This is a genomic window from Streptomyces sp. 12E (assembly GCF_055633275.1).
This window is the reverse complement of sequence record NZ_JBVNCJ010000001.1, coordinates 2470270-2489263: the sequence shown is the minus strand read 5'-3', so window position 1 is coordinate 2489263 and position 18994 is coordinate 2470270. Positions and strand designations below refer to the sequence as shown.

13 protein-coding genes are annotated in these 18994 nt (G+C 71.8%); 11 read left to right on the top strand and 2 right to left on the bottom strand.

Annotated features, from left to right (window positions below; all coding sequences use genetic code 11):
* The first annotated feature begins 15 nt into the window (after window positions 1-15).
* Complete coding sequence (locus ACZ8ZB_RS11670; protein WP_470737644.1) at window positions 16-1587, top strand: CYTH and CHAD domain-containing protein; 1572 nt, start codon at window positions 16-18, stop codon at window positions 1585-1587.
* Window positions 1588-1651: 64 nt separating this feature from the next.
* Window positions 1652-3616, top strand: coding sequence for a TIGR03960 family B12-binding radical SAM protein (locus ACZ8ZB_RS11665; RefSeq protein WP_470737643.1), 1965 nt, complete (start codon window positions 1652-1654; stop codon window positions 3614-3616).
* A gap of 100 nt (window positions 3617-3716) precedes the next feature.
* Here the strand turns inward: ACZ8ZB_RS11665 and ACZ8ZB_RS11660 are convergent, their stop codons facing one another.
* The gene (locus ACZ8ZB_RS11660; protein WP_470737642.1) at window positions 3717-4943 is read right to left on the bottom strand and encodes a hypothetical protein; all 1227 of its coding nucleotides are present in this window, start codon (window positions 4941-4943) and stop codon (window positions 3717-3719) included.
* Window positions 4944-5258: 315 nt separating this feature from the next.
* Window positions 5259-6074 (bottom strand): DUF2637 domain-containing protein, encoded by an 816-nt coding sequence (locus tag ACZ8ZB_RS11655; protein ID WP_470737641.1) that lies wholly within the window; start codon window positions 6072-6074, stop codon window positions 5259-5261.
* A gap of 273 nt (window positions 6075-6347) precedes the next feature.
* Between ACZ8ZB_RS11655 and ACZ8ZB_RS11650 the strand changes: the two genes are divergently transcribed.
* The 9 genes from ACZ8ZB_RS11650 (at window position 6348) to ACZ8ZB_RS11610 (ending at window position 18852) form a co-directional block, all read left to right on the top strand.
* Window positions 6348-7415 carry a hypothetical protein gene (locus ACZ8ZB_RS11650; RefSeq protein WP_470737640.1) on the top strand — a complete coding sequence of 356 codons (1068 nt, stop codon included), beginning with the start codon at window positions 6348-6350 and terminating at the stop codon, window positions 7413-7415.
* A 48-nt stretch (window positions 7416-7463) separates the two neighbouring features.
* On the top strand, window positions 7464-8285 hold the full coding sequence (locus tag ACZ8ZB_RS11645) for a TIGR03936 family radical SAM-associated protein (RefSeq protein WP_470737639.1): 822 nt from the start codon (window positions 7464-7466) through the stop codon (window positions 8283-8285).
* Between the two features lie 261 nt (window positions 8286-8546).
* Window positions 8547-12596, top strand: coding sequence for an Rne/Rng family ribonuclease (locus ACZ8ZB_RS11640; RefSeq protein ID WP_470737638.1), 4050 nt, complete (start codon window positions 8547-8549; stop codon window positions 12594-12596).
* A gap of 215 nt (window positions 12597-12811) precedes the next feature.
* The gene (locus ACZ8ZB_RS11635; protein ID WP_470737637.1) at window positions 12812-13879 is read left to right on the top strand and encodes a glucose-1-phosphate thymidylyltransferase; all 1068 of its coding nucleotides are present in this window, start codon (window positions 12812-12814) and stop codon (window positions 13877-13879) included.
* Window positions 13876-14862, top strand: coding sequence for a dTDP-glucose 4,6-dehydratase (gene rfbB, locus ACZ8ZB_RS11630; protein ID WP_470737636.1), 987 nt, complete (start codon window positions 13876-13878; stop codon window positions 14860-14862). Before ACZ8ZB_RS11635 ends, rfbB begins: the two co-directional genes overlap by 4 nt.
* 38 nt (window positions 14863-14900) lie before the next feature.
* Window positions 14901-15758 (top strand): dTDP-4-dehydrorhamnose reductase, encoded by an 858-nt coding sequence (gene rfbD, locus ACZ8ZB_RS11625; RefSeq protein ID WP_470741464.1) that lies wholly within the window; start codon window positions 14901-14903, stop codon window positions 15756-15758.
* The gene (locus tag ACZ8ZB_RS11620) at window positions 15755-17344 is read left to right on the top strand and encodes a glycosyltransferase family 2 protein (protein WP_470737635.1); all 1590 of its coding nucleotides are present in this window, start codon (window positions 15755-15757) and stop codon (window positions 17342-17344) included. Before rfbD ends, ACZ8ZB_RS11620 begins: the two co-directional genes overlap by 4 nt.
* Window positions 17345-17364: 20 nt before the next feature.
* Complete coding sequence (gene rfbC / locus ACZ8ZB_RS11615) at window positions 17365-17952, top strand: dTDP-4-dehydrorhamnose 3,5-epimerase (RefSeq protein ID WP_470737634.1); 588 nt, start codon at window positions 17365-17367, stop codon at window positions 17950-17952.
* A 105-nt stretch (window positions 17953-18057) separates the two neighbouring features.
* Window positions 18058-18852 (top strand): class I SAM-dependent methyltransferase, encoded by a 795-nt coding sequence (locus ACZ8ZB_RS11610; RefSeq protein WP_470737633.1) that lies wholly within the window; start codon window positions 18058-18060, stop codon window positions 18850-18852.
* Window positions 18853-18994 lie beyond the last annotated feature (142 nt).

Below are 18994 nucleotides of genomic sequence, written 5' to 3'. Positions count from 1 at the left end.
GGATAGACGGACCTCATGGCGGACACCAAGCGCGAGATCGAGCGGAAGTACGAGTCCGACGACAGCGGACTGCCCGACCTGACGCGCGTCCCCGGCGTGGCGACCGTCCTCGACAAGGGCGTCACCCACCTCGACGCCACCTACCACGACACCGCCGACCAACGCCTCGCCGCCTCCTCCGTCACCCTGCGCCGCCGCACCGGCGGCTCCGACGCCGGCTGGCACCTGAAGTTCCCCGTCGCCCCCGGAGCGCGCGACGAGATCCGCGCCCCGCTCTCCGACACCCTCCCGGACGAACTCGCCGCCCTCGTTCGCTCCCGCGTCCGCGGCAGCGCACTGCTGCCCGTCGTCCGGCTGCGCTCCGACCGCGACGTACGCCATCTGATGGACGCCGACGGCCGGCTGCTCGCCGAGGTCAGCGTCGACACCGTCCACGCCGAACGCCTCACCGGCGACGGCGGCACCGCCCGGTGGACCGAGATCGAGGTCGAACTCGCCGACGACGGTGACCCCGCCTTCCTCGACAAGGTGGAGAAACGCCTGCGCAAAGCCGGCGTACGCCCCTCGAAGTCCGCCTCCAAACTCGCCAGGGCACTGGCCGACACGGCACCGGCCACCACCACGACCGCGGCGACGACAGCCGCACCCGCCACCGCACCGGAGGCCGCCCCGCGGCGGAAACGCCGGTCGAGGGCGGTCGGGAAGCCCGTCACCGCCGGCGACCACGTCCTCGCCTACGTCCGCGCCCAGCGCGACGCCCTCGTCGAGCTCGACCCCGCCGTACGCCAGGACGTCCCCGACTCCGTGCACCGCATGAGAGTCGCCACCCGCCGCCTGCGCAGCACCTTCCGCTCCTTCCGCACCGTCCTCGACCGCGAGGCGACCGACCCCATCGGCGACGACCTGAAATGGCTGGCCGCCGAGCTGGGCCTGGACCGCGACCAGGAAGTGCTCGCCGAACGCCTCCGGTCGTCCCTCGCCGACCTGCCCGACACCCTCGTCGCCGGCCCCGTCGGCCACCGCCTCACCACCTGGGCCGAAGCCCGCCACGCCGGGGCCCACGGCCGCCTCGCCGGCATCCTCGACTCCCGCCGCCATCTCGCCCTCCTCGACGCCCTGGACGCCCTGCTCACCGACCCGCCCCTGCGCAAGAAGGCCGGAGCCGCACCGGAGAAGGTCCTCACCAAGGCCGTGCGCAAGGACCTCGACAAGCTGACCGGCCTCGTCACCCGCGCCCTGGACCTCCCGCCCGGCACCGACCGCGACGTCGCCCTGCACGACGCCCGCAAGAAGACCAAGCGCACCCGCTACGCCGCCGAGGCCGCCGCCCCCGCACTCGGCCGGCCGGCGGACGACCTCGTCAAGGCCATGAAGTCGCTCCAGGACCTGTTCGGCGACCACCAGGACAGCGTCATGGCCCGCAAGAGCCTCCGCGAGTTCGCCGCCGTCGCCCACGCCGCGGGAGAGAGCGCCTTCACCTACGGCGTCCTCCACGCCCGCGAGGAACGCCGCGCGGAACTCGCCGAGGCCGCCCTCCCCGGAGCCTGGAAGAAGATCACCAAGGACCTCCGGCACTGGACGACGTAGGGAGTACCCCTCCGGCCGCGTTACGCTGAATGGTCACCCCACTCAGCACACAAAGGTTCGCGAGATGCCTGCCGAAGCCGCCGAGTCTGTGTTCCCGCAGCTCGAAGCTCTGCTCCCGCATGTGCAGAAGCCGATCCAGTACGTCGGCGGAGAGCTCAACTCCACGGTCAAGCCGTGGGACAGCTGCGACGTCCGCTGGGCGCTCATGTACCCCGACGCCTACGAGGTCGGACTGCCCAACCAGGGCGTCATGATCCTCTACGAGGTCCTCAACGAACAGGACGGCGTCCTCGCCGAGCGCACCTACAGCGTCTGGCCGGACCTCGAGGCGCTGATGCGGGAGCACGACGTCCCGCAGTTCACGGTCGACAGCCACCGCCCGGTGAAGGCCTTCGACGTGTTCGGCCTGAGCTTCTCCACCGAGCTCGGCTACACCAACATGCTCACCGCCCTGGACCTGGCCGGCATCCCGCTGGAGGCCAAGGACCGCGGCCTCGACGACCCGATCGTCATGGCCGGCGGCCACGCCGCCTTCAACCCCGAGCCGATCGCCGACTTCATCGACTGCGCGGTCATCGGCGACGGCGAACAGGCCGTCCTGGAGGTCACGCGGATCATCCGCGCCTGGAAGGAGGAGGGCCGCCCCGGCGGCCGCGAGGAACTCCTCTTCCGCCTGGCGAAGACCGGCGGGGTGTACGTCCCCGGCTTCTACGACGTCGAGTACCTCCCCGACGGCCGCATCGCCCGCGTCGTACCGAACAAGTCGGGCGTCCCGTGGCGCGTCTCCAAGCACACGGTGATGGACCTCGACGAGTGGCCCTACCCCAAGCAGCCCCTCGTCCCGCTCGCGGAGACCGTCCACGAGCGCATGTCCGTGGAGATCTTCCGCGGCTGCACCCGGGGCTGCCGCTTCTGCCAGGCCGGCATGATCACCCGCCCGGTCCGGGAGCGCTCGATCACCGGCATCGGCGAGATGGTCGACAAGGGCCTGAAGGCCACGGGCTTCGAAGAGGTCGGCCTGCTCTCCCTCTCCTCCGCGGACCACTCGGAGATCGGCGACATCGCCAAGGGCCTCGCCGACCGCTACGAAGAGGACAAGATCGGCCTCTCCCTCCCCTCCACCCGCGTCGACGCCTTCAACATCGACCTGGCGAACGAGCTGACCCGCAACGGCCGCCGCTCGGGCCTCACCTTCGCCCCGGAGGGCGGCTCGGAGCGCATCCGCAAGGTCATCAACAAGATGGTCTCCGAGGACGACCTCATCCGGACCGTCGCCACGGCCTACGGCAACGGCTGGCGCCAGGTGAAGCTGTACTTCATGTGCGGCCTGCCCACCGAGACCGACGACGACGTCCTCCAGATCGCCGACATGGCCACCCGGGTGATCGCCAAGGGCCGCGAGGTCTCCGGCTCCAACGACATCCGCTGCACGGTCTCCATCGGCGGCTTCGTCCCCAAGCCGCACACCCCGTTCCAGTGGGCCCCGCAGCTCTCCGCCGAGCAGACGGACGAGCGCCTCGCCAAGCTCCGCGACAAGATCCGCGGCGACAAGAAGTACGGCCGTTCCATCGGCTTCCGCTACCACGACGGCAAGCCCGGCATCGTCGAGGGCCTGCTCTCCCGCGGCGACCGCCGCATCGGCGCGGTCATCCGCGCGGTCTACGAGGACGGCGGCCGCTTCGACGGCTGGCGCGAGCACTTCTCGTACGACCGCTGGATGGACTGCGCCGACAAGGCCCTCGCGCAGTTCGGCGTGGACGTCGACTGGTACACCACCCGCGAGCGCACCTACGAGGAGGTCCTCCCCTGGGACCACCTCGACTCCGGCCTCGACAAGGACTGGCTCTGGGAGGACTGGCAGGACGCCCTCGACGAGACGGAGGTCGAGGACTGCCGCTGGACCCCGTGCTTCGACTGCGGCGTGTGCCCGCAGATGGACACGGCCATCCAGATCGGCCCCACCGGCAAGAAGCTGCTGCCGCTGACGGTCAAGAACGCGGCGCCGGCGCCGAGCGGTCACGCCCACTGACGCGAGCGGGGGCCTCGATCGGGTGATCGAGGCCCTGGGGGCGGGTGAGGGCGGGGCGGCCCTGCCGCGGCCGTCCGGTCACGGACTTCCGTCACCTGCTTCAGGCGGTGCCCCTGGCGGTGACGACGTAGCAGCTGGCGTGCCCTCCGTTCCGTTCCCATTCTTCCGGATCCGACCACATGTACCAGTAGGCTCCGGTCCGGTCCGCCTCGGAGACCCATCGCCCGGGGGCGGTGTCATAGGCGGCGCCGCAGGCGGCGGCGGCTTTCTCCTGGGCGGCCGTGCTGCCCGGGTAGGGGCCCGTACCGAGTGTTCTCTGGGCGAAGATCCTGCCGTCGTGCGCGCCCGAGCACGGCACGTCCACGACGGTGTCCAGGACCCGCTGGCCGGTGCTGAAGTCGACGCAGCCTCCCGGCTTCACCGAGTCGGTGGAACGGACCGCCTCGTCGGCCGGCCGGACGGGTCCGTCGGGCTTCGCGGCGGGCTCGGACACGCCGTGTCCGGAGAGCCGGAGGTCGACGGTCAGGGAGGTCATGCCCTCGAACGCGCTGCCCTCCTTCCCCAGGGTCGTCGAGAGGTCGGCCCGCACGTGGGTGACGCGTCCCCGGCCGTCCACGGAGACGGTCGTCGGCAGTGGGGCGCCCTTGCCGGAGGATCCGGTGGGGAAGGGGAGGGACAGTTCGCGCGTGAGGTCCTGGGGGAGCAGTTGCTCGACAGTGCTGGTGGGCATGTCCGCCTCGTAGACGCGCTGGGAGCCGTCGGTCCGCCAGGATGCCGCCTCCGTGGCGCCGAGTCCTTCGAGGAGGGTGCCGCCCACCGGTCCCTCGGATCCGCGCAGGTGGCCGACGCTGTCGGTGCCGAGGCCCCGACCGGTGTCGTTCGTCGTGTACTGGAGCCAGTACGCCGCCGACCCGGCGCGGTAGTGGATGTGCTGGAGGTCGACGAGGACGCGTGCCGAGGGGTCGGCGTTGCCCTTGCCCGGGGTGGCGCCCAGGAGCGTGTCCTTCGTTCCTCGGGGGAGTCCCTTCGACAGGCGCCACGTCGTGGTCGCCTCGCCCGTTCTCTTCGCGAAGTCCATCCGCCCGCCGAGGGTCTGCACCGCCCGGCCCTTCTTCGATTCGAAGGTCATGGTCTGGACGAAGTCGGCACCGCCCGCCTTCTGCGTCCGGCGCAGGGCGAGGTAGACCTGGAGGCCGAGCTTCTGGTCGAAGACGGGGTGCTCGACGACGGGGTGCTCGGCGGGGGCGTCCCGGCCGCCGGAGCAGGCGGTCAGGAGCAGGGACGCGACGGTGAGCACCGCACCTGTACGGGCAAGGTGTCTGATCATGCCCGTAAGACCCGGCCGGGTGGTGGAGGGTTGCCTTCGCACGGGCCGTGGTGTGACCGCCTTCGGCGGTCGGGGACGCGGCGTCGGCGCCGATGGGTCACGGCCGTCGGAACCCGAGTGCCGGTGTCGGTGCCTGCCGGCGTGACACCGTTGCTCCTCGCCGGGCTTCTCGCCGGCGCCGAGCAGGCCGTCCGCAGCGGCTGGAGTGCCGGGACGTGCACCCCCGAGTACCGGTCGCGCTGGACCGGGGACGATCCGGCCCGGGGGAGGTCCCCTGCTGTCGGCGGCGCATCGGACAGCCGACAGCGGGAGGCCTTACGGGGTGTGCTGTCCGGGGTACCGGGCGGATGGCGTGTCACGCCGGTAGGAGTGGGCCGGGGCCCGGAAACGTTCCTGTTCGCCGGGATCGGCGAGCGGTGCGGGGTGGTCCGCGGGGGACCGCAGTCGGTGGCGGGGGACGGCGCGGCGGGGCGGGCGGGTGAGGGTGATCTGGCGGACGAGTTGCTGGAAGCAGGTCAGGGCGGCCACGCCCGGAAGGGCCGCGGCGGCCGTGTCGGTGAGGGTCCGGGGGGCCTGGGCCACGCAGAGCATGACGGCGAGGGACGAGAAGAGGAGGACGACGAACCACGAGTGCAGGGCGCGCCGTTGGTGCAGTGCCGCGCGGAGGACGGACAACGAGCCCGCCAGCCAGGGGCCGTAGACCAGCACGGGCCACCAGGCCGAGGAACTGCCGCTGCTGTGGGCCGTGGTGACGAGGAGCAGGGGGTCGTAGGTGACGACGCCGCTGAAGACGCTGACCATCGACACGGTGACCGCCGTCAGGGCGGCGGTGGTGTAGCTGGCGAGGCGCAGCGCGTCGGGGCGTCGGCGCGGGGGTTTGCGATGACCGCGTGGTGCGGCGCGCAGGGGCGGCAGTTCCGCCGTGATCTCCTGCGGGTTGCCCAGGGGACCGCCGGCCGGGGGAGCGGTGGCCGAGGTCTCCCCGCGGGGCTGCGGCATGGTGACGCCGGGGGGTTCCTCGCCGCGGGCTTCCTGGAGCAGGTAGGCGAGTTCCTCGGCCGGGTCCCAGTGCGGTACGGAGGACTCCATGGGGTCTGCGTAGACGAGAGGGTCGTAGCGTTCGTCATTCATGTCAGCCGGCCTCGCCGATCCTGCGGCCGGTGAGGTCGGTTTTCCACGAATTCCCCCCCGTCGGACCTGATGAGCCCGGGCATGCGTGCCTTCGTCATATAGCGACTAACGGCAGCTGTTTCGCTGGGATGCGTGGCAAATGAGTGAACACCCGTAGAGAAAATTGTTTTATATAAGTCGCGGAATTCTTTTTTCCTATGGGTGTTCGGCATATGAAATGAACAATGTCTCGGACGTGGGATCCGGGCGGGCCGCGCCCGCGTCTTTGCGAGCATGGATCTCGAGAAGCCGGCCCGCCCGCCCGCCGCCGTGCCCGCGGATGAGGGGTGCCTCGTCGTGGCGGTCCGCGTCCCGGTGCGGATCGTGGTGCTGGTGCTGGTCGTGCCGGTGCGGATGGTGTGGGACGCGCTGGTCGTGGCCGGGCGGTTCCTGAACGACACGCTGCTGCGGCCGCTGGGACGGGCGCTGCTGTGGGTGGGGCGGGCGGTGTTCGTGTGGCCGTTCGTGGGGCTGTGGCGATATGCCCTCGTGCCGTTCGGCAAGGGGCTGGCGTGGCTCGGGAAGGCGCTGGTGGTCCTTTTGGCCGTCGCGTTCCACCGCCATGTGCTGACCCCCCTCGGTCGTGGGGCCGTGTGGGTGTACGCGCGGGTGCTGACGCCGATCGGTCACGTCCTCGCCGCGGTCGGGGCCGGGGCGTGGGCGGGCGCGGTGCGGCTGGGGCGGTGTCTCGTCGCCGTGCCCTCGGCGTGGCTGTACCGGCGGGTCCTGGCCCCGGTGGGGCGGGCGGTCGTCCGGTGCGCGCGGGGTCTGACGCGGGTGGGGGAGGCGCTCGTCGCCGGGATCGGCACGGGGCTGTACTGGATCACCCGGATCCTGCTGGTGCTGCCCGCGCTCGCGGTGTGGCGCCGGGCGCTGACGCCCGTGGGCCGTGTGCTCGCGGTCGTCGCGCGGGAGGCCGGAGAGGCCCTCGGGCACGCCTGGCGCGTCGCCGGACACGTCTCGCTCGCCGTCGGACGGTGGCTGGGGACGTTCTTCCGGTGGGTGTTCGTGGAGCCGGCGCGGTGGATGTACCGGAGTGTGCTGACCCCGGCGGGGTACGCGGTGCGTGACGCGGTGCTGCGGCCTCTCGGGGGCGCCGCCCGCGCAGTGGGCCGGGCCACCCGGCAGGCCCTCGCCGCCGCCCGCGCGTCGGTGTGGCGGGCACGCGCCGACCTCCGGCGGACACTGCTCGGCGAACAGGCCGGTGCGGAGCGGGAACCGCAGCCCACGCACCGGCGGGAACCCAACGGCCCGCGGACACGTACTCTTGGTAGCAGTACGACCGCTCTCACGAAGGACTGAACGACACTGGGCAAGCGACAGCCCGAAGGCCCGCCGCCCGCACCCGCGGTGCAGCGCATCCGACTGCGCTACACCAAGCGCGGCCGCCTCCGGTTCACCAGCCACCGTGACTTCCAGCGCGCCTTCGAGCGTGCGCTGCGCCGCGCCGAGGTGCCGATGGCGTACTCGGCGGGGTTCACACCGCACCCGAAGGTGTCGTACGCCAATGCCGCACCCACCGGCACGGGCAGTGAGGCCGAGTATCTGGAGATCGCGCTCACCGAGCCGCGTGACCCCGAGCGGCTCCGGGGCCTGCTCGACGAGTCGATGCCCGCCGGGCTCGACATCGTCGAGGCGGTCGAGGCCCGCACCTCGGGTCTCGCCGACCGGCTGACGGCCTCCGTGTGGGAGCTGCGGCTGGACGGCGTCGGCCCCGAGGACGCCCGCCGTGCGGTGGACGCCTTCAACGCGGCCGGGACCGTCGAGGTCCAGCGCCGGGCCAAGAACGGCGTCCGCACCTTCGACGCCCGCTCGGCGGTCGTGCGGCTGGAGAGCGCGGAAAGGCACCCGTCGCCTCCCGACGCGAGCACCGCCTCCACCGGAGCGGCTGACGCCGTGCTCCTTACTGGGCCGACCGACCGCCCCTGTGCGATACTGCGGCTGGTTGTTCGGCACGTGACGCCTGCCGTACGACCCGACGACGTCCTGTCCGGTCTCCGCGCCGTGGCCGACCTGGCGCCGCCGGTCCCCGCAGCGGTGACCAGGCTGGCGCAGGGGCTGCTCGATGAAGAGACCGGCACGGTGACCGACCCGCTCGCGCCCGACCGCGAGGCAGCAGCGACCGAGCCGCAACAGGCCGGCGCCACTGCCGCCGCGACGGCGCCGGCGTAAGGAAGGTCCCGCGAAGGGACGGACGTCGTAAGCGCCGCCCTCGACCTCGGGAGCCACCTGGGTCGGGCAGCGCACCGACCAGAAGACTTTCGCCAGGCCGTACGCATTCGGCGTACGGAACCGGCGAGACAGGACACAGAGTGCTCCCGTGCGGCGCCCGCGCCCCGGACGGCGGCGATCGCGCACCGCGCGAGCCGCGGACGTCACCGGCATCGCCGGACCAGGCGCGGCGCCCGGGAGCCTGACGGGAGAAACGCCCGCATGCTCGAACCGACCGAGCCCACCGAGGGCTCCGAACCGAACACCCCCAGCGACACCCTGCCGCCGAGGCGGCGGCGCCGTGCCGCGTCCCGCCCGGCGGGCCCGCCCGCCGGGGCGGCCGACACGACGGCGGAGACCGTCGCGCCGGCCATACCGGCCGCGGAGGCCCCCGAGCCCGAGGAGCCCGTGGAGCAGGAAGGCGCCGAGGCCGAGCCCGTCGAGGCCCCGGCCGCCGCGCCCCGGCGTCGTCGCGTGGTCCGCCGCGCGGCCGCGCCGGCCGGGGCGCCGAAGTCGGCGGAGGCCGCCGAGACCGTCGTACCGGCGACGCCCGCCGCTCCCGAGGCCGCTCCCGCTCCCGAGCAGCCCGCAGCCGCCGCGACCACCTCCGAGGACGCGGCCCCGCGCCGTACCCGGCGGCGCGCGACCCGCAGCGTGACCTCGCCGACGGCGACCGCGGAAGCCCCGCAGACCGCCTCCGAAGCCCCGGAGGCCGCCCCTGCAGCCCCGGAGGCCGCGGAGACCGCGGTCGAGGAGGCGGCTCCGCGCCGTACCCGGCGTCGGGCCACGCGCGGTGCGACCTCCCCGGAGGCGTCCACCGGGACCGTCGAGGCCACCGTCGAGGCCGCAGGGACGGCGGAGCCCGCCGCCGAGGCGCCCGAGGACGCCGCTCCGCGCCGTACCCGGCGGCGCGCCACGCGGCGCGCCGACGCGCCCGCCGCCGAGGAGACCCCGGTGACCGAGGCCCCCGAGTCCGCGCGGACCCCCGAGCCGGTGCAGGCCTCCGAGCCCGCGCAGGCCCCCGAGCCCGTCGCCGACGAGGCCGGTCCGCGGCGCCGGCGCCGGGTGGTCCGCAAGCCCGCCGCCGGCTTCGCCGAGCCCGCCGGATCCGGTGAGGCGGAGACCTCGCAGCTGCGCCCCGCGCGTCCGGCCGTCGCCGTGTTCCAGCCGCCGGTGTTCACCGAGCCCCGCTTCCAGACCCCGGAGCGGGCCGCCGCCGAAGCGGCCGCCGAGGGCGCCGAACCGGCGGCGGAGCCGGAGCGGACCGAGGAGTTCCCGGAGGAGGAGCAGCCCGCCGCCTCCCGCCGCCGCCGTCGGCGCCGGGGTGCGGGCGACGAGCCCGAGGCCGCTCCCGCGACCCACGCCGAGGACGAGGCGGAGGAGGCCGAGGAGCAGTCCGACGACCACGCCGAGGACCACCTCGAGGCCGACGACCAGGACGACAGCGAGGCCGCCGGTTCGCGTCGTCGCCGTCGTCGCGGCGGCCGTCGCCGCCGGCGTGGTGACTCCGCGGAGGCCGACCTCGAGGGCGACGAGTCCGCGGACGTCGGCGCCGAGCAGGCCGCCCAGGACGCCGAGGACACCGCCGAACAGGTCGAGGAGGATGCGGAGGACGAGGCCGAGTCGGCCGAGGACCGCGAGGAATCCGGGTCCAGCAGCAGCCGGCGCCGTCGTCGCCGTCGTCGTCGCGCCGGTGACGGCGGCGGTGAGACCGAGGCGGCCTCCGACGACCCCGAGCGCACCGTCGTCAAGGTCCGCGAGCCCCGTCCGAAGGCCGAGCCGTCGGACGAGGTGCAGTCCATCAAGGGCTCCACGCGTCTGGAGGCGAAGAAGCAGCGCCGCCGCGAGGGCCGTGAGCAGGGCCGCCGCCGGGTGCCGATCATCACCGAGGCCGAGTTCCTGGCCCGCCGCGAGGCCGTCGAGCGCGTCATGGTGGTGCGCCAGCACGGCGACCGCACGCAGATCGGCGTCCTGGAGGACGGCGTGCTCGTCGAGCACTACGTCAACAAGGAGCAGGCGACCTCGTACGTCGGCAACGTCTACCTCGGCAAGGTGCAGAACGTGCTGCCGTCGATGGAGGCCGCCTTCATCGACATCGGCAAGGGCCGCAACGCCGTGCTCTACGCCGGCGAGGTCAACTTCGAGGCGCTCGGCATGTCGGGCGGTCCGCGCCGCATCGAGTCCGCGCTCAAGTCGGGACAGTCGGTCCTGGTGCAGGTCACCAAGGACCCGATCGGGCACAAGGGCGCCCGGCTCACCAGCCAGGTCTCCCTCCCGGGCCGCTACCTCGTGTACGTCCCCGAGGGCTCGATGACCGGCATCAGCCGCAAGCTGCCCGACACCGAGCGGGCCCGGCTGAAGACCATCCTCAAGAAGATCGTCCCCGAGGACGCGGGCGTCATCGTGCGCACCGCAGCCGAGGGCGCGAGCGAGGACGAGCTGCGCCGGGACGTCGAGCGGCTGCAGGCGCAGTGGGAGGAGATCAAGAAGAAGTCCAAGAACGGCGGCAGCGCGCCGACGCTGCTGTACGGCGAGCCGGACATGACCGTCCGGGTCGTGCGGGACATCTTCAACGAGGACTTCACCAAGGTCGTCGTCAGCGGTGACGACGCCTGGGAGACCATCCACGGGTACGTGTCGCACGTGGCGCCGGACCTGGCCGGGCGGTTGTCCCGGTGGACCAGCGAGGTCGACGTCTTCGCCACGTACCGGATCGACGAGCAGCTCGCCAAGGCGCTGGACCGCAAGGTGTGGCTGCCCAGCGGCGGTTCGCTGGTGATCGACCGGACCGAGGCGATGGTCGTCGTCGACGTCAACACCGGCAAGTTCACCGGCCAGGGCGGCAACCTGGAGGAGACGGTCACCAGGAACAACCTGGAGGCGGCCGAGGAGATCGTGCGTCAGCTGCGGCTGCGCGACCTCGGCGGCATCATCGTCATCGACTTCATCGACATGGTGCTGGAGTCCAACAGGGATCTCGTTCTGCGGCGCCTCCTCGAGTGCCTGGGCCGGGACCGTACGAAGCACCAGGTCGCCGAGGTGACCTCGCTGGGTCTGGTCCAGATGACCCGCAAGCGGGTCGGCCAGGGTCTGCTGGAGTCGTTCTCGGAGACCTGCGTCCACTGCAACGGTCGCGGTGTCATCGTGCACCTGGACCAGCCGACCGCCGCCGCCGGCGGCGGCAAGCGCCGGAAGCGGGCCCGGGCCGGTGCGGCGGAGCAGCCGCACGAGCACGAGATCGTCGTGGACGCCGGGACGGCCGAGGAGGAGGCGGAGACGGAGACGGAGACGGTGGCCGAGGTCGCCGCCGAGGCCGCCGAGCCGGTCGCGCTCCCGGCCCCCGAGTTCGTGCCGGACGAGGAGCTGTACAGCAGCGCCGCCGAGGCGGAGGCCGCGGCGACCCGTGGGCGCACGCGCCGCCGGGCGAGCCGGCGGGCGTCGGCCCCGGCGGGCGCGCCGAGGCGGGAGACCGCCAAGGACAGGGCGGGCCGGCACAAGGCGCAGGAGAGCGAGCAGGCCGAGACCGAGGCTCCGACGGCGCAGGACGTGACGGCCGCGGAAGAGGTCGCGCGTCCGGTGCAGCCGGAGTCGGCCGCCGAGGCGCTGGCCGAGCCCGCGGCCGTCGAGGACGCGGTGGTCCCCGAGCCGCCGGTCGAGGAGGCCGCGCCCAAGGGCCGTACGCGTCGCCGGGCCACCCGCAAGGCGTCCGCGCCGGCCGGTTCCCCGGCGGGAGCGGAGGCCGCGGTGGTGACGGTCACGGAGCCCGCGGCCCCGGTCGCCGAGGCGCCCGAGCCGAAGCCCGAGGAGGTCCCGTCCGAAGCGCCCGCCGAGACCGGGGCCCCGGCCCGCCCGCGCCGCCGCGCGGTGCGCAAGCCGAGCACGTCGACCGCGTCCGAGGAGACGGCCGTCGTGGTCGTCCCCTCGGTGGCGACGGAGGCGGCGCCCGCCGAGGAGGCGTCCAAGGCGCCTTCCGACGAGCCCGTCGAGGAAGCCGGGGCCGAGGCCGCCCCGGCCAAGAAGACCGCCCGCAAGGCGGTCAAGAAGGCCACGGCGAAGAAGACCGCCACGAAGAAGACGGCGGCCAAGAAGACCGCCACGAAGAAGACGGCGGCCAAGAAGACCGCCGCCAAGAAGACGACGGCCAAGAAGGCGGCGGCGAAGACCACCAAGTCGGCCGCCGCCAAGACGACCGCGAAGAAGACGGCGTCGAAGAAGACCGCGGCGGCGGCCCAGCAGCCGTCGTCCTCGGTGACGGCCTCGACGGAGGACTGACCTCCGGATCGTTCGGTGATCGTGATCCGCCCCCGGTCCCACCGGGGGCGGATCACTTTTCTGCCATGCGATGGCCACCGGGGTTCGAATGCGTGAATGGCCGGTGAATCGTTGTTCCTGCGGCGCGGTTATGATGTGCGCAAAGATCTGCTGCGAAATCAGACAAACGGGGACTTTCCATCCCTACTAAGGTCCATAGTATTGGGGCACCACACGTGAAGGCTCTCGTGCTTTCCGGGGGAGCGGGAACCCGCCTCCGTCCGATCACCCACACCTCCGCCAAACAGCTCGTGCCGGTCGCCAACAAGCCCGTGCTCTTCTACGGCTTGGAAGCGATCGCCGAAGCCGGGATCACCGAGGTCGGAATCATCGTCGGCGACACCGCCGACGAGATCCGCGAGGCGGTGGGGGACGGTTCCCGGTTCGGCATCGAGGTCACCTACATCCCGCAGGACGCGCCCCTGGGCCTCGCGCACGCCGTGCTCATCGCCCAGGACTTCCTCGGCGACGACGACTTCGTCATGTACCTCGGCGACAACTTCATCGTCGGCGGCATCACCGGCCTGGTGGAGGAGTTCCGCACCGAGCGGCCCGACGCGCAGATCCTGCTGACCAAGGTCCCCAACCCCACCTCCTTCGGTGTCGCCGAACTCGGCCCCGACGGCCGCGTGGTGGGCCTGGAGGAGAAGCCGAAGCAGCCGAAGAGCGATCTGGCCCTCGTCGGCGTCTACCTGTTCACCCCGGCCATACACGAGGCCGTCCGCTCCATCGAGCCGTCCTGGCGCGGCGAGCTGGAGATCACCCACGCCATCCAGTGGCTGATCGACCAGAAGCGGGACGTCCGCTCCACCACGATCTCCGGCTACTGGAAGGACACCGGCAACGTCACCGACATGCTGGAGGTCAACCGGTCCGTCCTGGAGACCCTGGAGCCCCACGACGCGGGCACGGTGGACGAGACCAGCGAGATCATCGGCCGGGTGCGCATCGAGGAAGGCGCCCGGGTCAGCGGCAGCCGGATCGTCGGGCCCGCGGTCATCGGCGCCGGTACGGTGGTCAACGACGCGTACATCGGTCCCTTCACCTCGGTGTCCGAGGGCTGCCGGATCGAGGACAGCGAAATCGAGTACTCCATCGTCCTGCGGGGCGCGTCCGTCACCGGCGTGCGCCGGGTGGAGGCCTCGCTCATCGGGCGCGACGTCGAGGTCACGCCCGCTCCCCGTAACCCCAAGGCCCACCGACTCGTGCTCGGTGATCACAGCAAGGTGCAGATCTCCTCATGACTACCAGGATCCTGGTGACCGGCGGCGCCGGCTTCATCGGCTCGCACTACGTCCGTACGGTGCTCGGCCCCCAGGGCCCCGGTGACGTCTCGGTCACCGTCCTGGACAAGCTGACGTACGCGGGCAACCCGGCCAACCTCGACGAGGTGCGCGAGCACCCCGGGTTCGCCTTCGTGCAGGGCGACATCTGCGACCCCGAGCTGGTCGGCAAGCTGATGGCGGAGCACGACCAGGTGGTGCACTTCGCCGCCGAGTCCCACGTCGACCGGTCCATCGACGGCGGCGCGGAGTTCGTCCGCACGAACGTGGTCGGCACCCACACGCTCGTCGACGCCGCGCACCGGGCCGGCGTCGAGACCTTCGTGCACATCTCCACCGACGAGGTCTACGGCTCGATCGACGAGGGTTCCTGGCCCGAGACCCACCCGCTGGAGCCCAACTCGCCCTACTCCTCGGCGAAGGCGTCCAGCGACCTGATCGCGCTGTCCTACCACCGCACCCACGGCCTGGACGTCCGCGTCACCCGCTGCTCCAACAACTACGGGCACCACCACTTCCCCGAGAAGGTCATCCCCCTCTTCGTCACCAACCTCCTCGACGGCAAGAAGGTCCCGCTGTACGGCGACGGCGGCAACGTCCGCGACTGGCTGCACATCGACGACCACGTCCAGGGCATCGAGCTGGTCCGCACCAAGGGCCGCGCGGGCGAGATCTACAACATCGGCGGCGGTACCGAGCTCTCCAACAAGGAGCTCACCGAGTTGCTCCTGAAGGCGTGCGGCGCCGACTGGGAGACCAGCGTCGAGTACGTCGAGGACCGCAAGGGCCACGACCGCCGTTACTCCGTCGACTGCACCAAGATCCGCGAGGAACTGGGCTACGAGCCCCGCAAGAGCTTCGAGCAGGGCCTCGCCGAGACCGTCCAGTGGTACCGCGACAACCGTGCCTGGTGGGAGCCGCTGAAGGAGCGTGCGGCGCTGTGAGCGGTACGCGCAGCTGGCTGGTGACCGGCGCGGGGGGGATGCTGGCGCGGGACGTCCTGGCCCGGCTCGCGACCGCCGGGATCCCGGCGGTCGCCGTCACCCGCGCCGAGCTGGACATCACCGACCCCGCGGCGGTGCGCGACGTCCTTGCCGAGCACCGGCCCGCGGCCGTGGTCAACTGCGCCGCCTGGACCGCCGTCGACGACGCGGAGACCCGCGAGGACGAGGCCCTGCGCATCAACGGCGACGGCCCGCGCCACCTGGCCGAGGCCTGCCGCGAGCTCGACGCCGTGCTCCTGCACGTCTCCACGGACTACGTCTTCCCCGGTGACGCGGACACGCCGTACGCGGAGGACGCCCCGACGGGCCCGCGCAGCGCGTACGGCCGCACCAAGCTGGCCGGGGAACAGGCCGTCCTGGCCACGCTTCCCGACCGCGGCTTCGTGGTCCGCACGGCATGGCTGTACGGGGCGGGCGGCGGCAACTTCGTCCATACGATGATCAAGCTGGAGGCCGTCAAGGACACCCTCGACGTCGTCGACGACCAGCGCGGCCAGCCCACCTGGACCGTTGACCTGGCCGACCGCCTGGTGCGCCTCGGCCAGGCGGCCCTCGCGGGGAGCGCTCCCGCCGGTGTGTACCACGGCACCAGCGCCGGCGAGACGACGTGGTTCGGGCTCACCCGGGAGATCTTCCGGCTGCTGGGCGCCGATCCGGAGCGGGTCCGGCCGACCACCAGCGCGGCGTTCGCCCGCCCCGCGCCCCGGCCCGCGTACAGCGTGCTGGGGCACGACCGTTGGCGACAGGCCGGAATCGAACCCATACGCGACTGGTCCGAAGGGCTCAGCTCCGCGATGCCCGTGTTGGCCGCAGAGCTGAAAGAGGGGAACCCATGACCGTGAAGGTCAGCATCATCATCCCGGTGTACAACGCGGGGGTCTACATCGAGCGCCCGATCAACTCGATCCTGAAGCAGTCGATGCCGCAGGACGAGCTCGAGGTGCTCTTCGTCGACGACGGATCGACCGACGACTCCGCGGAGCGGCTGAACAAGCTGGCCGAGAAGACGGAGAACATGCGGGTGCTCTCCATGCCGAACTCCGGCTGGCCCGGGCGTCCCCGTAACGTCGGCGTCGCCCATGCGCGCGGCGAGTACATACATTTCCTCGACCAGGACGACGCCCTCGGCCCGAAGGCGCTGGAAGTGATGTACGACCGGGCGCGGAAGAACAACTCCGACATCGTCGTCGGCAAGGTCAAGGGCAACATGCGCGGCCCCATCCGCCTTTTCCGCGAGTCGTACGACAGCGTCGGCCCGGAGTTCGCCGAGCTGTACGAGACGCTGACCCCGCACAAGATGTTCCGGCGTCAGTTCCTGCTCGACAACGACATCACCTTCCAGGAGGGGCGCTGCCGTCTCGAGGACCAGATGTTCCTGGCGAAGGCCTATCCGCTCGCCAAGAGCATCACGGTCGTCGGCGATGTCGTGTGTTACGACTGGAGCAAGCGCGACGACGGCAGCAACAACAGCAAGAGCCGCACCGAGCCGGGTGACTACTATCCCTGGCTCGCCAAGACCGCGCAGATCGTCAAGGCCAACACGAGCCCGGGACCGGTGCGCGACGCCTTCCTGACGCGCAACTACCGGGTCGAAGTCCTGCGGAACACCTCCACCCAGGGGTTCCTGAAGGGCGACCCCTTCAGCATGGGGCACTACGAGGCGGCCCGTAAGGTGGCGGTGGAGGAGTACTCGGACTCCGTCCGCGAGGGGCTGCCGCCGCTCTGGCGGTTCCGCGCCGAACTGCTCGAGGCCGACCGCGTCGAGGACCTGCGCAAGGTGGCCGAGCGCTACCGCGACACCGTCAGCGAGGTCGAGTTCAGCGGTCCGGTGCGCTGGCGGCGGGGTGTGCTGGTCGCGCCGTTCCGCGCCCGGCTGCGCTACCAGGACGGCGCCACGGTGAAGGTCAGGAAGCTGGGCGACGGCTACGGCCTCGACCTCGCCGTGGTCCAGGGGATAGACGGCGGACCGGAATGGTCCTTCAAGGACATAGAGAACCGCGCGGTCGTTGATTTCCAGCTGCGTCAGCGCAACAAGGCACAGGCCTGGTTCGCCGACGTCGAGTCCAAGCTGAACGTCGCCTCCGACGGGACCGTGGAGATCACGGGGACCGTCAGCATCGACCCCGACACCGCGGCGTGCGGAGGCCGGCTCCCCAAGGGGCTCTACGACGTCCACGTCAACGTCCAGCTGCTCGGGATCGAACGCATGGCCCGGGTCGAGGGCGGCCCGGTGAGCGAGCTGCTGCCCTGCGGCGGTCAGCGGTCCCAGCGCCGGAACATCCAGGCCGCCCCCTACTGGACCCGGGACGGGAGGCTCGCCCTCGACATCGGCGGGAACATGCACCCGGTCCCGGACAAGGTCGAGGGGGAGGCCACTTGGCGGAAGGTCGCCAAGAAGGTCAAACGAGCTCTCTCATCCTGAACCGGAGGTTCCGCTACACCATGAAGCCCCTTTCGATCGAAGGCGCCTGGGTCCACGAGCCCAGCGTCTTCCCGGACGAGCGCGGCAGCTTTCACGAGTGGTTCCGCGGAGCGGATTTCCGCGCGAGCACCGGGCACGACCTGTCCCTGGCCCAGGCGAACTGCTCGGTCTCCCGCCGCGGCACCCTGCGCGGCATCCACTTCGCCGACGTGCCGCCGAGCCAGGCCAAGTACGTGAAGTGCGTACGCGGCGCCGTGCTCGACGCGGTCGTCGACATCCGGGTCGGCTCCCCCACCTACGGGCAGTGGGAGCTGGTCCGGCTCGACGACGAGACGCACGCCTCGGTCTACCTCTCCGAGGGTCTCGGGCACGCCTTCCTGGCGCTGACCGACGACGCGACGGTCGTCTACCTCTGTTCCGAGGGCTACGCGCCGCAGCGGGAGCACGGCATCCACCCCCTCGACCCCGAGCTGGGCATCGCATGGCCGGCGGACGTGGAGCCGCTGCTGTCGGACAAGGACGCCGCCGCCCCGACGCTGGCAAAGGCGGCGGAGCAGGGGCTGCTGCCCCGCTACGAGGAGTGCGTCGCCTATCGCTCGGAACTCTGAAAGGCCCTTAAGTTACTGGGCGGTAAGTGTTTACTCCCCGGTCGCACCCCCGCTAGTTTCCGTGAATCGCTTGGTCGTCACCCATCAGTGAAGGGCGCGCTTTACGTGGATCGGCACGGGTTCCTCCGCCAGTTGCACAAGGTTTACCGCCCCCGTAACTACCTTGAGATAGGAGTGAACGACGGTCGCAGCCTGACGCTGTCCCGGGTTCCCACGGTCGCCGTCGATCCGGCGTTCAAGGTGACGTCGGAGGTCAGCTGCGACGTGCACCTGGTCAAGGCCACGAGCGACGCCTTCTTCGGCCGCAAGGACCCGTTGATCCACCTGCGCAACGGCCGCAACCCGTTCCGCGCGCTCGCCCGCCGGGATCCGCTGAACCTCCTGGGCGGTGAGCCGCGGCTCGATCTGGCGTTCATCGACGGCATGCACCTGTTCGAGTTCGCGTTGCGGGACTTCATGAACGTCGAGCGGCACTCGCGCTGGTCGAGCGTGATCGTGCTGGACGACATGCTGCCGCGCAACGTCGACGAGGCGGCCCGCGACCGGCACACGGGGATGTGGACCGGCGACGTGTTCAAGGTGGCGCAGGTGCTGCGGCGCTTCCGTCCCGATCTGGTGGTGGTGGAGCTCGACACGAAGCCGACCGGCGTCGTGGCGGTCTTCGGAGCCGATCCGACCAGCACCGTGCTGAAGGACAACTACGACAGGATCATCGAGGAGTACCGCGCCGAGGACCCGCAGGTCGTCCCGGAGGAGGTCCTGCTGCGCAAGAACGCCGTCCAGGGCGAGATCCTGCTCGGGGCGGACTTCTGGCCGGCCCTCATGCGGGCCCGCAACCTGCGCCGCCCCCGCTCGGCGTTCGCGCCGATCCGCCGCCGCATCCAGGCCGTGGCCGGCTGACGCCGGCCGCTCCGCCGGGCCGGACGCCCCCGGCCCGGCGGACGCGCGTCCGGCCCGCCCCGCGTCCGGCCCGCCCCGCGTCCGCTCCCGTTCCCCGGATGGTCCGAGGTCCGGTTTGACCCTCACGTCAGGGCCCCGTAAC